The sequence below is a fragment of the Herbaspirillum sp. 3R11 genome, assembly GCF_004563925.1.
Lineage (GTDB): Bacteria > Pseudomonadota > Gammaproteobacteria > Burkholderiales > Burkholderiaceae_D > Herbaspirillum.
The window spans coordinates 845,358-858,941 of sequence record NZ_SPNJ01000001.1; the positions used below are offsets into that span (position 1 = coordinate 845,358).

Annotated in this window: 14 protein-coding genes and 1 tRNA gene; 9 read left to right on the plus strand and 6 right to left on the minus strand. The window is 59.7% G+C overall.

Features of this window, described 5'->3' with window-relative positions; translation table 11 throughout:
- The first annotated feature begins 285 nt into the window (after positions 1–285).
- A complete protein-coding gene (gene pnp / locus E4P32_RS04035) occupies positions 286–2,418 on the plus strand; it encodes a polyribonucleotide nucleotidyltransferase (RefSeq protein WP_116433153.1) in 2,133 nt (710 codons plus the stop codon).
- A 307-nt stretch (positions 2,419–2,725) separates the two neighbouring features.
- Entirely contained in the window at positions 2,726–4,024 is a 1,299-nt protein-coding gene (locus E4P32_RS04040; protein WP_116433152.1) for an NAD(P)/FAD-dependent oxidoreductase, read from the plus strand.
- A 71-nt stretch (positions 4,025–4,095) separates the two neighbouring features.
- Here E4P32_RS04040 and E4P32_RS04045 read toward each other — a convergent pair whose 3' ends face one another.
- The 6 genes from E4P32_RS04045 to pxpB all read right to left on the minus strand — a co-directional run bounded on the left by E4P32_RS04045 (position 4,096) and on the right by pxpB (position 9,396).
- Positions 4,096–5,100: a DUF2891 domain-containing protein gene (locus E4P32_RS04045; protein ID WP_116433151.1), complete on the minus strand. Its 1,005-nt coding sequence runs from the start codon at positions 5,098–5,100 to the stop codon at positions 4,096–4,098.
- Positions 5,101–5,201: 101 nt separating this feature from the next.
- The gene (locus tag E4P32_RS04050) at positions 5,202–6,188 is read right to left on the minus strand and encodes a DUF979 domain-containing protein (protein WP_116433150.1); all 987 of its coding nucleotides are present in this window, start codon (positions 6,186–6,188) and stop codon (positions 5,202–5,204) included.
- Positions 6,185–6,904, minus strand: coding sequence for a DUF969 domain-containing protein (locus E4P32_RS04055; protein WP_116433149.1), 720 nt, complete (start codon positions 6,902–6,904; stop codon positions 6,185–6,187). The genes E4P32_RS04050 and E4P32_RS04055 overlap by 4 nt, the downstream gene beginning before the upstream one ends.
- An 81-nt stretch (positions 6,905–6,985) precedes the next feature.
- The gene (gene pxpA / locus E4P32_RS04060) at positions 6,986–7,726 is read right to left on the minus strand and encodes a 5-oxoprolinase subunit PxpA (RefSeq protein ID WP_116433148.1); all 741 of its coding nucleotides are present in this window, start codon (positions 7,724–7,726) and stop codon (positions 6,986–6,988) included.
- Positions 7,727–7,735: 9 nt separating this feature from the next.
- Positions 7,736–8,746: a biotin-dependent carboxyltransferase family protein gene (locus E4P32_RS04065; RefSeq protein WP_116433147.1), complete on the minus strand. Its 1,011-nt coding sequence runs from the start codon at positions 8,744–8,746 to the stop codon at positions 7,736–7,738.
- Positions 8,743–9,396: a 5-oxoprolinase subunit PxpB gene (gene pxpB / locus E4P32_RS04070; RefSeq protein ID WP_116433146.1), complete on the minus strand. Its 654-nt coding sequence runs from the start codon at positions 9,394–9,396 to the stop codon at positions 8,743–8,745. The genes E4P32_RS04065 and pxpB overlap by 4 nt, the downstream gene beginning before the upstream one ends.
- 153 nt (positions 9,397–9,549) lie before the next feature.
- Between pxpB and E4P32_RS04075 the strand changes: the two genes are divergently transcribed.
- The 7 genes from E4P32_RS04075 to E4P32_RS04105 all read left to right on the plus strand — a co-directional run bounded on the left by E4P32_RS04075 (position 9,550) and on the right by E4P32_RS04105 (position 13,574).
- Complete coding sequence (locus E4P32_RS04075) at positions 9,550–10,104, plus strand: winged helix DNA-binding protein (RefSeq protein WP_116433145.1); 555 nt, start codon at positions 9,550–9,552, stop codon at positions 10,102–10,104.
- A 52-nt stretch (positions 10,105–10,156) separates the two neighbouring features.
- A complete protein-coding gene (locus E4P32_RS04080) occupies positions 10,157–11,137 on the plus strand; it encodes an NAD(P)H-quinone oxidoreductase (protein ID WP_116433144.1) in 981 nt (326 codons plus the stop codon).
- A 120-nt stretch (positions 11,138–11,257) separates the two neighbouring features.
- Positions 11,258–12,019 (plus strand): triose-phosphate isomerase, encoded by a 762-nt coding sequence (tpiA, locus tag E4P32_RS04085; RefSeq protein WP_116433143.1) that lies wholly within the window; start codon positions 11,258–11,260, stop codon positions 12,017–12,019.
- 30 nt (positions 12,020–12,049) lie between these two features.
- Positions 12,050–12,424 (plus strand): preprotein translocase subunit SecG, encoded by a 375-nt coding sequence (secG, locus tag E4P32_RS04090; RefSeq protein WP_116433142.1) that lies wholly within the window; start codon positions 12,050–12,052, stop codon positions 12,422–12,424.
- A gap of 109 nt (positions 12,425–12,533) precedes the next feature.
- Positions 12,534–12,618: transfer RNA gene (locus E4P32_RS04095), tRNA-Leu, on the plus strand.
- Positions 12,619–12,734: 116 nt separating this feature from the next.
- A complete protein-coding gene (locus E4P32_RS04100) occupies positions 12,735–13,094 on the plus strand; it encodes an NADH-quinone oxidoreductase subunit A (RefSeq protein ID WP_116433141.1) in 360 nt (119 codons plus the stop codon).
- Between the two features lie 3 nt (positions 13,095–13,097).
- Entirely contained in the window at positions 13,098–13,574 is a 477-nt protein-coding gene (locus E4P32_RS04105) for an NADH-quinone oxidoreductase subunit B (protein ID WP_029363014.1), read from the plus strand.
- Positions 13,575–13,584 lie beyond the last annotated feature (10 nt).

Below are 13,584 nucleotides of genomic sequence, written 5' to 3' on the forward strand. Positions count from 1 at the left end.
CAGGGTTCATAGCCAAAATGCCTGCGTCAGTTTCTGACGCGGGCATTTTGTTTTTTGCGATTCCGCTTCGTGTGGTTGTCGATGTTTTCCCGGTTCGCAAAACTTCTTTGCAGTACCGCGATCCCATCCAATGATCGTGATTCGTAAGATGTCTTGCAGCGGCGCTGTTTTGGCCGGTGACAAGCATCCGTGGTGAGGTGAACGACAGCGCCTGAAAATCTGTCGGCAAAAAAGAATCCCTGCCAAGCAAGGCAACGCGGGGGTTCAATATAGAAAGGAAATACCGTGTTCAATAAAGTTACTAAAACCTTCCAGTATGGACAACATCAGGTCACTCTGGAAACCGGCGAAATCGCTCGCCAGGCTTCCGGTGCAGTCGTCGTTTCGATTGAAGACACTGTTGTGCTGGCAACGGTTGTGGCCCGCAAGGATGCCAAGCCAGGTCAGGACTTTTTCCCATTAACCGTCGATTACATCGAGAAGACTTACGCTGCGGGTCGCATCCCCGGCGGCTTCTTCAAACGTGAAGGCAAGCCTTCCGAAAAGGAAACACTGACATCGCGCCTGATCGATCGCCCGATTCGTCCGCTGTTCCCTGAAGGCTACCTGAACGAAGTGCAGATCATCATTCACGTTCTGTCCGTGAATCCTGAAATCGATCCGGACATCGCAGCAATGATCGGTGCGTCGGCAGCCTTGTCGATCGCCGGCCTTCCATTCAACGGCCCGGTCGGCGCCGCACGCGTCGGTTACATCGACGGTCAGTACGTCCTGAACCCAACCGCAACGCAACTGAAGACTTCGCAACTGGATCTGGTTGTCGCCGGCACCGAAAGCGCCGTGCTGATGGTCGAATCCGAAGCCAAGCAATTGTCCGAAGAAATCATGCTGGGCGCGGTCGTGTTCGGTCACGATCAATCGAAGGCTGTCATCAACGCGATCCACGAACTGGTGCGCGACGGCGGCAAGCCTGAAGTGCAATGGACTGCGCCTGCCAAGAATGAACCGCTGATCGCACGCGTCACCGAACTGGCTGACGGCAAGCTGCGCGCTGCGTATCAAACCAAGGACAAGCAAGCCCGTACCGAAAAGCTGAAGACGGTCACTTCCGAAGTCAACGCAGCGCTGGCGGCAGATGCTGCAGCGGCCGGCACATCGGCAGCTGATTCCGCAGAAGTCGGCGGCATCCTGTTCGATCTGGAAGCCAAGATCGTTCGTTCGCAGATCCTCGACGGCGAGCCACGCATTGACGGCCGCGACACCCGTACCGTGCGTCCGATCAGCATCCGCACCGGCGTGCTGCCACGCACCCACGGTTCGGCATTGTTCACCCGCGGTGAAACTCAGGCGCTGGTCATCGCGACCCTGGGCACTGCACGCGACGAACAAAAGATCGACGCGCTGATGGGCGAGTACACCGACCGCTTCATGCTCCACTACAACATGCCTCCGTTCGCTACCGGCGAAACCGGCCGCGTTGGTACGCCAAAGCGCCGCGAAATCGGTCATGGTCGTCTGGCCAAGCGCGCGCTGATCGCCGCCTTGCCGGCAGCTGACGAGTTCAGCTACTCGGTGCGTCTGGTGTCGGAAATCACTGAATCCAACGGTTCCTCGTCGATGGCTTCGGTCTGCGGCGGCTGCCTGGCATTGATGGACGCCGGTGTGCCGATGCAAGCACACGTGGCTGGTATCGCCATGGGCCTGATCAAGGAAGGCAGCAAGTTCGCCGTCCTGACCGACATCCTGGGCGACGAAGATCACCTCGGCGACATGGACTTCAAGGTGGCGGGTACTGCCAATGGCATCACCGCACTGCAAATGGACATCAAAATCCAGGGCATCACCAAGGAAATCATGCAGGTCGCGCTGGAACAAGCCAAGGAAGGCCGCGTGCACATCCTCGGCAAGATGCAGGAAGCCGTTCCTGCCGGCGCCGGCGAACTGTCCGACTTCGCTCCACGCCTGATCACCATCAAGATCAATCCGGAAAAAATCCGTGACGTGATCGGCAAGGGCGGCGCAGTCATTCGCGCGCTGACCGAAGAAACCGGCACCCAGATCGACATCAGCGACGAAGGCGTGGTCACCATCGCTTCCGTTGACGCTGGTGCAGGCCAGGAAGCCAAGCGTCGTATCGAAGAACTGACCGCTTCCGTTGAAGTCGGCAAGGTCTACGAAGGCACCGTCCTGAAGCTGCTGGACTTCGGCGCGATCGTTCAGGTCTTGCCAGGCAAAGACGGCTTGCTGCACATCAGCCAAATCGCCAACGAACGTGTCAACGCCGTTGCCGATTATCTGAAGGAAGGCCAGCAAGTCCGCGTCAAGGTTCTGGAAACCGACGACCGCGGCCGTCTGAAACTGTCGATGAAGGCAGCGCAAGAAGGCACGGAAGCGCCTGCTTCGCCAGAAGCGCAATAATCGGAATCGGCGCATCTGTCTTGCGAATGCAGGCGTTGCCGCATTCGCAAGCTGCAGTCAGGTAGTATCGAATCCCTCAGGGCGAAAGTCCTGGGGGATTTTTGTTTTTGGCTTGCTTTGGCTTACTTTGGTTTGTTTGTCGGAAAGCGCCGCATGCGGCTGTCGGACGCGCGCCGATTCGCGTCTGTACACCTTGCCCATGCCGGCAACTGGCATTACCCTCGGGGTAGCCGTTTGAGACAATGCAGGCGCAAACTATTCAGGACAATTGGGGAGCATCATTTCATTCGAATCTGAAAGGAGTTCCATGCCTCACGTGATCATCGTCGGTTGCGGTTTCGGCGGCCTCGCCGCAGCACGCGCACTGGCCGACGCCAAGGTCGACATCACCATCATCGACCGCAGCAATCATCACCTGTTCCAGCCGCTGCTGTACCAGGTCGCCACCGCGGGATTGTCGGCGCCCGCCATCAGCGCGCCGATTCGCAGCATCCTCGCGGAGCAGCGCAATATCACCAGCCTGATGGCGGCGGTCGCCGACATCGATGTGACGCGCAAGACGGTCGCGCTGGAAGACGGCAGCGAAATCGCCTACGACTACCTGATCGTTGCCGCAGGCTCCACCCATAGCTATTTCGGTCACGACGAATGGGCATCCTTGGCCCCCGGACTGAAAACGCTGGAAGACGCCTTCGACATCCGTCGCCGCATCCTGATGGCGTTCGAATATGCCGAACGTGAAGACGATCCCGTGCGCCGCGCCGAATGGCTTACCTTCACCGTGATCGGCGCCGGCGCCACCGGCGTCGAAATGGCCGGCACGCTGATCGAGATCGCACGCCATACCCTCAGCGGAGAATTCCGCCGCATCGATCCGCACCATGCCAAGGTGGTGTTGCTGGAAGGCTCCGACCGCGTGCTGGCGGCCTTTCCACCCGATCTGTCGGAAAAGGCGCGCACGCAGCTGGCCAAGCTGGGCGTCGACGTGCGCACCGGCAGCCGCGTTACCGACATTGATGAAGAATGCGTGCGCTACACCGACAAGGATGGCGAGCAACGGCTGGCGTCACGCACCGTGATCTGGTCGGCCGGCGTGGCGGCGTCGCCGCTGGGCAAGGCGCTTAACGTGCCGCTCGATCGTGCGGGCAGGGTGCCGGTGGGCGGCGAGCTGTCGATTCCCGGCCATCCGGAAGTCTTTGTCATCGGCGATCTTGCCGCTGCGACCTCCGACGGCAAGCCGGTGCCGGGCGTATCGCCGGCGGCCAAGCAGATGGGCCGCGTCGCTGCGCGTAATGTACTAGCCCACATGGCAGGCAAGGCGCCGGAAAACTTCGTCTACCAGGACTATGGATCGCTGGCAACGATTGGTCGCAAGGCCGCCGTGGCGATGGTCGGCAAGCTGAAGTTTTCAGGCTATCCGGCGTGGCTGTTCTGGTTGTTCATCCACGTCTATTTCCTGATCGGCTTCCGCAATCGCCTGATGGTAATGACGGATTGGGCGTGGGCTTACCTGACCTTCAAGCGCAGCGCACGCGTGATTTCCAGTGCGATCAACACGCCGCCGGCCAAGCCGCATGACAAGCATGATGAAGCGCCGACGCAGTAATCGATTTGCCAAATAAAAAGGCCGGCATCAATATGCCGGCCTTTTTTTCGTTTGCAGTTCGTTCCGCAGCGTCAGTTTTCCAACGCCAGCAGCGCAAAGCTGGCAAGCCAGTGGCCGCCGCTGTAGTGGCTGCCGACGACGTGGTCGACGCTGGCTTTCAGGTGACGCTCGATCGCGCCCGTCAATGCCGCTTGGGCCGGATGGCCGACCGGCAGGTGACGCGCAATGTGTTTCATGCACCAGGCGCGGCTCAGGTTGAGGCCGTCGAGGTGGGCGATCTTCGGGTCGGTACGATCGCTGACTTGCGCCGGCTGCATCAATCGTTCGATCTTGTCGATCTGCGGCAGGAATGTATCGAACCATGCAGGGAATGCCGTCGCGTCCAACACCTTGCTCATCAACAGTGCTTCCGTCAACGCCGCGGAGATGTATTCGTCGCCGCCGGGTTCGTAATGCGCCGGATAGTTGACGTCCTTGCCGTAGTAGCCCTGCGACGCCTGAACGATGGCAGTCTCAAGCTCGCCATCGTTTGCTGCGCGGGCGTAGTCAAGCGCCAATGCCAGCGCAAACGCCGTGTTGTAGTGCGTGCCGACGCGAATCGGGTAAGTCAGCTTGCCCAGGTATTCCAGCAGGCGCTTGCGGATTTCCAGTGTCAGGGGTTGCATCGCCGCGTGCCAGGCGGCTGCGCGTGGATGCGACGATGCGGCAAGTTCCTGCGCCAGACCGAGGATCCAGCCGAAGCCGTAAGGACGCTCGAAGGAGGCACGGCCGCCGACCTGGAAGTAGGCGGTTTCCCGCGCCATCAGTTCCGGCGTGAAGTGCTCGTCGAAGATCGCATTGATCTTGTCCTGCGTCGGCAGCGTCGGATACAGCTTCGCGCAGCGCAACAGCAGCCAATAGCCATGGACGGCCGAGTGCCAGTCGTAGCAGCCATAGAACACCGGATGCAAGGCGCGCGGCGACAAGACGTCGTCGGCGCTGTGCAGCACGTGCATGATGTGATTGGGATATTCCTGGCGGAGGTAGGTCAGCGGCATCTCGGTGTATGCGGCAGCCAGTTCGATAGTGAGTTGCATGAGAGTTTTCCGATTTTCAGATCAGCGTTGTTTCAGCGGTGCTACAGCGTGCTTGCGGCCGGTGCAAAAGCAACGGCCGCAAGCACGTATTAGTGAAACAATTAACGGAACACGATGAAGTACATCAGCAGGATATTGGCTGCCAACAGCGCGATGCCGGTAGGAATTTGCACCTTGATGACCTGGTACTTGTCCTTTAGCTCCAATAGCGCCGCCGGCACGATGTTGTAGTTTGCTGCCATCGGCGTCATCAGCGTGCCGCAATAACCGGCCAGCATGCCGATGGTCACCAGCGGCGCCGGATCGGCATGTTGTCCGACGATGATGAAGGGCAGGGCGATGCCGGCGGTCATGACGGGGAAGGCTGCGAAGGCATTGCCCATGATCATGGTGAAGAGCGCCATGCCGACGCAGTAGATCACGATCAGCATGAAGCGATTTTCAGGATTGACGAACAGGCCGACAACCTGCTGCACCGATTTGCCGGTTTGCGCTGCGACGAAGACGCCGCCGAGCATTGCCAGCATTTGCGGCAACACCGCAGCCCAGCCGATGGCGTCGAGCAGCCGGCGCGATTCACGCACGGCATGCAGCGGGGTGCCGCCGGTCAGTTTCCAGCCCGCCAGGATGGCGCAGATACAGCCGACGCACAATGCCGCCAGGGTCAGTTGCTTCTGGTCGAGGATATACACGCCGCCGATGGCCACGCCCTTGAGCAGGATGGTGCACAACACGGTCACGACAGGAATCAGGATGGCCGGAACAAAGATCCAGTTGCCGTACTGATTGGCCGACGCCTGACGTTGCTCGGCGCTGCGCTGCTTGTAAGTGCCGAGCGACAGCAGGCCGAAACCGGCAATCAGAGAAATCAGGATGACCACGACGCCGATGATGCGGTAAGCCATCGGTTTGCCCAGTGAAGAAACCAGCAAGTCGCTGAACAGGAATACCGCGCCGAACAAGAACCAGAACAGCGCGGTGGTCAGACGTTTCGGGTTGCCTTTGTCGCGCAATGTCATGCCGACCAGCAGCATGACGATGACGCCGATGAGGTAGTAGATTTCGTTGATGGTGATAAGGGTATTCATGCTGCCACCTCTTTTCCTTCGGATTTTTTCCAGGCGTTGACGTCGCGCTGAATCCCGGCATCGAGACGCACCAGACGGAACATGTGAATGGCCAGCGCCGCGATCGCGGTCGGAATGGCCCACAAGCCGAGATGCAGTGGCTCGATGTTGGTGATGCCGTTTTCCTTGAGGAAGGCGTCGATCAGCAGCACCGCACCGAAGGCGAGGAAAATGTCTTCGCCGAAGAACACGGCGATGTTGTCACAGGCAGCGGAGTGCGCGCGCAGTTTGTCGCGGATGTGCTGCGGCAGGTCGCCGTAGCGCGCTGTCGCAGCGCCTTCGACCATGGGGGCGAGCAAGGGCCGCACGGTTTGCGCCTGGCCGCCGATATAGGTCAGGCCGAGCGCGCCGAACACCTGGCGCAGGATGAAGTACAGCATCAGGATGCGTGCGGACGTCGCGCTGGCCATGCTGGAAATCCAGTCTTGCGCGCGTTCCTTGAGACCATAGCTTTCCAGCAGACCGATGATCGGCAGGATCAGTACATACACGGCCAGCGAGCGGCTGTTGATGAACTTCTCGCCGAAGGTTTCCAGCAGCATGCCGAAATCCATGCCGACGGCGAGGCCGGTGGCAAGGCCTGCGACGGTAACGACCAACAGCGGATTGAAGCGGAATGCAAAGCCTGCAACGACGATCGGAATCCCGATCAACGGTAGCAAAATCGAGCTATCCATGGACTATCTCCCAAATAAGAATGGTTATTGTGAATTGACTGCTGACGACGAAAAACAAAAAGAACGGACGGCAAAATAAACTCAGGACGGCGCACGAATTCCGATGTGTTCACTGCTCAGGCGTGTGCGGATCTGGCGTGCAAATTCCAGTGCATGCGCGCCGTCGCCATGCAGGCAGACGGTCTGCGCGTTGACCTTGACGATGCTGCCGTCAATGGCGGTGACCTGTTTGTCCTTGACGAATGAAATCGTCTGCGCGATGGCTTGCGCTTCATCCTCGATCATGGCGCCGGGGAGCGTGCGGCTGACCAGGCTGCCATCGGCGTTATAGGCGCGATCGGCGAAGACTTCTTCAACGGCGATGAGATCGGCCTGCTTGGCCGCGCTGATCAGTTCGCTGCCGGCCAAGCCGAACAGCGCCAGTTCCGGATTGAAGGTGCGTATCGCGGAGCAGATGGCATGCGCCAGTACAGCGTCTTTGGCGGCCTGGTTGTAAAGCGCGCCATGCGGCTTGACGTGCACCATACGGCCCCCTTCGGCGCGCACGATGGCGTCGAGTGCACCCAATTGGTACAGCATGCCGCTGATGATTTCTTCGGGATGCAAGTTCATGGCGCTGCGTCCGAAATTTTCGCGGTCGGGAAAGCTCGGATGAGCACCGATGGCGACGTGGTTCTGAATCGCCCAGCGTACGCTCTGGCGCATGGTGTTGGCGTCGCCGGCATGCCAGCCGCAGGCGATGTTGGCTGAGCTGACCAGCGTCAGCAGCAGTTCGTCGTTGTCGCAGCCTTCGCCGAGGTCGGCGTTGAGATCGATGTGCATGAGCTGTCCTTATTTCCGGTATTGCGTGGCGCGCGACCAGTCGAGCACAGCGACGGTTTGTTCGACATGGGCGAGATAGCGCTGCTGTTCTTCCCATGCATGCAAGGCTTGTTCCAGATCGCAGAGTTGCAGTTGCAGCAAGCCGTTGAGCGGCGCCTGCGCCAGCTTCCACATGTCCGCTGCGATGACGACGCCGATCTTGGGATAACCGCCGGTGGTCTGTGCATCGCCCATCAGGATGATCGGCTGGCCGGAAGGCGGCACCTGGATGACGCCCGGCACCACGCCGTGCGACAGCAGGTCGCGGCTTTGCTTGCGTTTGAGTTCAGATCCTTCCAGGCGGTAACCCATGCGATTGCTGTTGGGCGTGATGCGCCACTTGTCCTGCCACAGCGTGTTGCGGGCGGCGACAGTGAATTGTTCGAATTCGGGGCCGGGCAGCACACGCAGCGTGGTCAGTTTGCTGCTGTCGTTGGCCTGTGCGCTGAGGCCGCTCCATTGCGGCGAACGCACGCCAAAGGCCGGTCCGGTTGCCTTGGCGCCGGCGTCGCCCAGCGGCAGACGGTCGCCCTTGCGCAGGGCGCGGCCTTGATGGCCGCCGAAGCCGGCCTTGAGGTCGGTGCTGCGTGATCCCAGGATGACGGGCACGTCAATTCCGCCTGCGATGGCGAGACAGGTGCGCATGCCTGGCGCACCGCTACGGCCGACGTGGGCAAGGCGCAGCGTCTGTCCTGCGCGCACCGGCGTGCTCCAGTAGGGCGCCAGCGGTTTGTCGTCGAGCCGTGCGTCGAAATCGTCGCCGCCGAGCGCGATGCGCGTGTCGGTGGTGAAGCGCAATTCGCAGGCGCCCATGGTGATTTCAAGGCCTGCTGCATTGACGTCATTGCCGACCAGCAGGTTGGCGGTGCTGAGGGCCAGCGGATTGAGCGCACCGCCTGGATTGATGCCGAGCCGGCGATGGCCGGGACGGCCGAGGTCTTGCACCGAAGTCAGCAGGCCGGGTTGAAGGATTTGGATCATTTGACGATGCGCTCCACGGTAAAGCGGACGCGGTCGCCCGGACGCAACAGGGTTGGCGGATTTTGCGTCGGATCGAACAGCGGCAGCGCGGTGCGGCCGAGCAGTTGCCAGCCGCCCGGCGATGCCAGTGGGTAGATGCCGGTCTGTTCGCCGCCGATGCCGACCGAGCCTGCAGGGATCGACAGGCGCGGTTCATCCTGGCGCGGCGTCGCGAGTTGCGGATCGAGACCGCCCATGTAGGCGAAGCCCGGCATGAAGCCGATGAAGTAGACGACGTATTCGCCCTCGCTGTGACGGCGGATGACTTCCGCCGTCGAGAGGCCGGTATGGCGCGCAATAACATCGAGGTCGGGGCCGCCGACGCCGCCGTACACGACCGGGATGTCGATGTCGCGCCCGCTAAGCTGCCCGACATCAATGTGTTTCCAGCTGTCGAGGATGCGCTTCGACACGACGTCCATGTCGGCAACAGGGCGGCGCAGGATCAGGGTCAGGTTGTTCATGCCGGGGACGACCTCGGCGACTTCGGGCCATGCCGCTGCCGTGTCGGCCAGACCCCAGATGCGTTGCTGATGCGACAGGGTGGCCGGCGGCGGCAGATTGCACAGCAGTGCGCCGTCGCCGAGAAAGTGAAGTTGGGGTTGAATCATTGTCATCCGGATCTGGCTGAAGGGCTTGCGCCCGTTAATCCCGAAGGATCATACATTTCGAACAAGGTATGGACAATATATAGATAAATTATTTATTTAAGATTGCTATATAGTGTCGTAGTTGTACGAACATTTTCACGACAGAAAAAGCATATGAGCGACAAATCCCTGCAAAACACGCCGGAACAGGCCGTGACACAAAAATCTCCGACCAAAATCGTCTCCTCCAATCATCTCGTTTCCGAGCGCAGCGCCGAGCTGTCGGAGCTGGAATACGCCCTGATCATGGCAGGCAATGCATTCAATCGCTGGATGATGCGTTGCATGATGGCCGCAGGCGCCAAGGATATGACGGCAATCGAAGTCTCTTTGTTGCATCACGTGAACCACCGCGAACGCAAAAAGAAACTCGCGGACATTTGCTTTGTCCTGAACATTGAGGATACGCACGTTGTGACATACGCGCTCAAGAAACTGGTCAAGGCCGGTTACGTGAAGAGCGAGAAGGCCGGCAAGGAATTGCTGTTCTCCACCACCGACGAAGGCCAGCAACTGTGCATGCGCTACAAGGAAGTGCGCGAGCGCTGCCTGATTGAGGTGCAGGTCGACAGCGGCATCCAGAACCAGGCCATCGGCGAGGCCGCGCAATTGTTGCGCAGCGCCTCCGGTTTGTACGATACCGCCGCACGCGCGGCCGCATCGTTGTAAGCAACCGTCGGCCATCGACGGCGCCTCCCGCTGGAGGCGCAGAGGAAAAATCATGCGAGCAATTGAAATTACGGAATTCGGCGGCCCTGACGTGCTGCAATTGTGCGAGCGTCCGCTGCCGCAGCTGAAAAGCGGCGAAATCCTGATCAAGGTTCATGCCGCCGGCGTCAATCGTCCGGACGTGTTTCAGCGTCAGGGCAACTATCCGGTGCCGCCGGGCGCCTCGGATCTGCCGGGGTTGGAAGTGGCCGGCGAAATCGTCGACGGCGACCTGAGCGGCAGCGTCTTCAAAAAAGGCGATCTGGTGTGCGCGCTGGTGCAGGGCGGCGGTTACGCCGAATACTGCGCTGCGCCGCTGGCGCAATGCCTGCCGGTGCCGCAAGGCCTGAACGCGCTGCAAGCGGCGGCGCTGCCCGAAAATTTCTTTACCGTCTGGAGCAACGTGTTCGAACGGGCACGACTGGCACCGGGCGAAACCCTGCTGGTGCAGGGCGGTTCTTCCGGCATCGGCGTGACCGCGATCCAGATTGCGGCAGCGCTGGGGCATCGCGTCTTCGCGACGGCCGGTTCGGACGACAAATGCCGCGCCTGCGAAGAACTGGGCGCAGAGCTGGCGATCAATTACCGTACTGAAGATTTCGAAGAAGTCGTCAAGACCGCCACCGAAGGCCGCGGCATCGACGTCATTCTCGACATGGTCGGCGGCGACTATCTGCCGCGCGAAATCAAGACCCTGGCCGACGACGGCCGGCTGGTCATCATCGCCTTGCTCGGCGGCGCCAAGGGCCAACTGGACATGAGTCAGATCCTGCGCCGCCGCCTGACTGTGACGGGATCGACTTTGCGTCCACGTCCGGTGGAGTTCAAGGCTTTCATCGCGCAGCAGTTACAGGAGCGTGTCTGGCCGCTGCTGGCCAGCGGCAAGGTCAAGCCGGTGATTTACAAGACATTCCCGCTGGCGCAGGCGGCACAGGCGCATGCACTGATGGAATCGAGTGCGCATGTCGGCAAGATCATGCTGACGCTGGATTGAATAAAAGGGCGTCAGGGCCAGATACCCGGGCGTTTGGTTTGACCGGGTTTGCCGCGTCGCGATAGAATGCGGGGTTATTCAGAATTCTCCCCTTTAATTCGTCCTTTGGCTCTCCCTTTTATGCGCCGTAAATTAGTTGCCGGAAACTGGAAAATGAATGGCGGCCTTGCCGCCAACGCCGCTCTGGTCGCCGATATCAAAGCCGGTCTGGCTGCCGTCGGCGCCAATGCCGACGTCGCCGTGTGCGTGCCGGCGCCTTATCTGGCGCAAGTGCAGGCCGCCGTTGCCGGCTCCGGATTGGCTTTGGGTTCGCAGGACGTTTCCGCACACGCAAGCGGCGCCTACACGGGCGAAGTGTCGGCGGTCATGCTGGCCGAATTCGGCTGTAAATACGCCATCGTCGGCCATTCCGAGCGTCGCGCCTATCACGGCGAAAATGACGCGGCAGTTGCTGCCAAGACGGCGGCGGCGCTGAAGGCCGGGTTGACGCCTGTCGTCTGTGTCGGCGAAACATTGGCCGAACGCGAAGCAGGGCGCACCAACGCCGTTGTCGGCGGTCAGCTCGATGTCGTGCTGGCGGCGCTGGATGCTGCCGACGTGCAAAAGATTGTGGTGGCGTACGAACCGGTCTGGGCCATCGGCACAGGCAAGACGGCCACGCCCGCCATGGCGCAGGATGTGCACGCGATGTTGCGCGCGCGCCTGGCTGCAAAGAATGCTGACGCCGCCGTCAGGGTGCAAATCCTCTATGGTGGTAGCATGAAACCCGATAACGCCAAAGAACTGCTGGCCATGTCGGATATCGATGGTGGTCTGATTGGTGGCGCGGCTCTGAAAGCGGCGGATTTCCTGGCGATTGTCCAGGCTGCCCAGGGCAACTGATTGTTTGTTGTTTTAATTTAAGATGGCTATATGAATACTTTATTTACTGTTATTGTTGTGGTTCAGGTGCTCGCGGCGCTGACTATCATCGGTCTGGTTCTGCTGCAGCACGGCAAAGGGGCGGATATGGGGGCTGCGTTCGGTTCGGGCGCGTCGGGCAGCTTGTTCGGTGCCACGGGTTCTTCCAACTTCTTGTCGAAGTCGACCGGCATCGCTGCCGCAGTCTTTTTTGCGGCTACTCTCGCGCTGGCATTCGTCGGCAATCATCATGTTTCGCAATCCGGCGGCGTCATGGATAATCTGCCTGCTCCGGCAGCCGCAATTCCAGGAACGCCGGCTGCGTCGGGTGCTCCCGCAGCAGCTCCGGCGAATCCTGCAGACCAATCGAATCAGATTCCGAAATAGTCTTTTGCGCAGAGTGTAATAATGCGCAAAACTTAAAGCAGTTTGTGAAGTTTTAGTGTGATTGTGCATTGAACAAGAGCATCAAAACGGGTTACAATTGCAGTCTCAAGCCGACGTGGTGAAATTGGTAGACACGCTATCTTGAGGGGGTAGTGGCGAAAGCTGTACGAGTTCGAGTCTCGTCGTCGGCACCATGAAATACCGAGAAAAGCCAGCAAAGGACTAAGTCCCGAGCTGGCTTTTTGTCGAGGAAAAAGCTGTTTGATATTGAGAATCATTCCGCTAGTTATCAACAAACCTACGCCAAATCGTGAACCTCGAAAATTACTTTCCAGTTCTATTGTTTATCCTAGTCGGCATCGGTGTCGGCATCGCTCCTCAATTACTCGGTCGTTTGCTCGGGCCTCATCGCCCTGATGCGCAAAAGACCTCTCCTTACGAATGCGGCTTTGAAGCTTTTGAAGATGCCCGCATGAAGTTCGATGTGCGGTATTACCTCGTCGCCATCCTGTTCATTCTGTTCGATCTCGAAACTGCATTTTTCTTCCCGTGGGGCGTATCCATGCGCGACCTGGGCTGGTCTGGCTACATCACGATGATGGTCTTCATCGCTGAATTTGTTGTCGGTTTTTGGTACATCTGGAAAAAGGGTGCCCTGGATTGGGAGTGAGCCATGTCAATTGAAGGCGTATTAAACGAAGGGTTTGTTACCACCTCGCTGGATAAGGTAATCAACTGGACCCGTACCGGTTCCATGTGGCCGATGACCTTTGGTCTGGCGTGCTGTGCGGTTGAAATGATGCACGTCGGCGCCTCGCGTTACGACCTGGATCGTTTCGGCATCATGTTCCGCCCGTCGCCGCGTCAGTCCGATGTCATGATCGTTGCAGGCACGCTGTGCAACAAGATGGCGCCGGCGCTGCGCAAGGTGTACGACCAGATGGCCGAGCCGCGTTGGGTGATCTCGATGGGATCCTGTGCCAACGGCGGCGGCTACTATCACTATTCGTATTCCGTCGTGCGCGGTTGCGACCGCATCGTGCCGGTCGACGTGTATGTTCCAGGCTGCCCGCCGACAGCCGAAGCGCTGCTGTATGGCGTGATCCAGCTGCAAAATAAGATCAAGCGCACCAATACCATTGCGCGCTAAGAGAGTGGAA

Excerpts from the sequence above, each read along its gene's own strand:
- E4P32_RS04040 (WP_116433152.1), top strand. The coding sequence starts at position 2,726 with ATGCCTCACGTGATCATCGTCGGTTGCGGTTTCGGCGGCCTCGCCGCA.
- E4P32_RS04045 (WP_116433151.1), bottom strand. The coding sequence starts at position 5,100 with ATGCAACTCACTATCGAACTGGCTGCCGCATACACCGAGATGCCGCTG.
- E4P32_RS04050 (WP_116433150.1), bottom strand. The coding sequence starts at position 6,188 with ATGAATACCCTTATCACCATCAACGAAATCTACTACCTCATCGGCGTC.
- E4P32_RS04055 (WP_116433149.1), bottom strand. The coding sequence starts at position 6,904 with ATGGATAGCTCGATTTTGCTACCGTTGATCGGGATTCCGATCGTCGTT.
- pxpA (WP_116433148.1), bottom strand. The coding sequence starts at position 7,726 with ATGCACATCGATCTCAACGCCGACCTCGGCGAAGGCTGCGACAACGAC.
- E4P32_RS04065 (WP_116433147.1), bottom strand. The coding sequence starts at position 8,746 with ATGATCCAAATCCTTCAACCCGGCCTGCTGACTTCGGTGCAAGACCTC.
- pxpB (WP_116433146.1), bottom strand. The coding sequence starts at position 9,396 with ATGATTCAACCCCAACTTCACTTTCTCGGCGACGGCGCACTGCTGTGC.
- E4P32_RS04075 (WP_116433145.1), top strand. The coding sequence starts at position 9,550 with ATGAGCGACAAATCCCTGCAAAACACGCCGGAACAGGCCGTGACACAA.
- E4P32_RS04080 (WP_116433144.1), top strand. The coding sequence starts at position 10,157 with ATGCGAGCAATTGAAATTACGGAATTCGGCGGCCCTGACGTGCTGCAA.
- tpiA (WP_116433143.1), top strand. The coding sequence starts at position 11,258 with ATGCGCCGTAAATTAGTTGCCGGAAACTGGAAAATGAATGGCGGCCTT.
- secG (WP_116433142.1), top strand. The coding sequence starts at position 12,050 with ATGAATACTTTATTTACTGTTATTGTTGTGGTTCAGGTGCTCGCGGCG.
- E4P32_RS04105 (WP_029363014.1), top strand. The coding sequence starts at position 13,098 with ATGTCAATTGAAGGCGTATTAAACGAAGGGTTTGTTACCACCTCGCTG.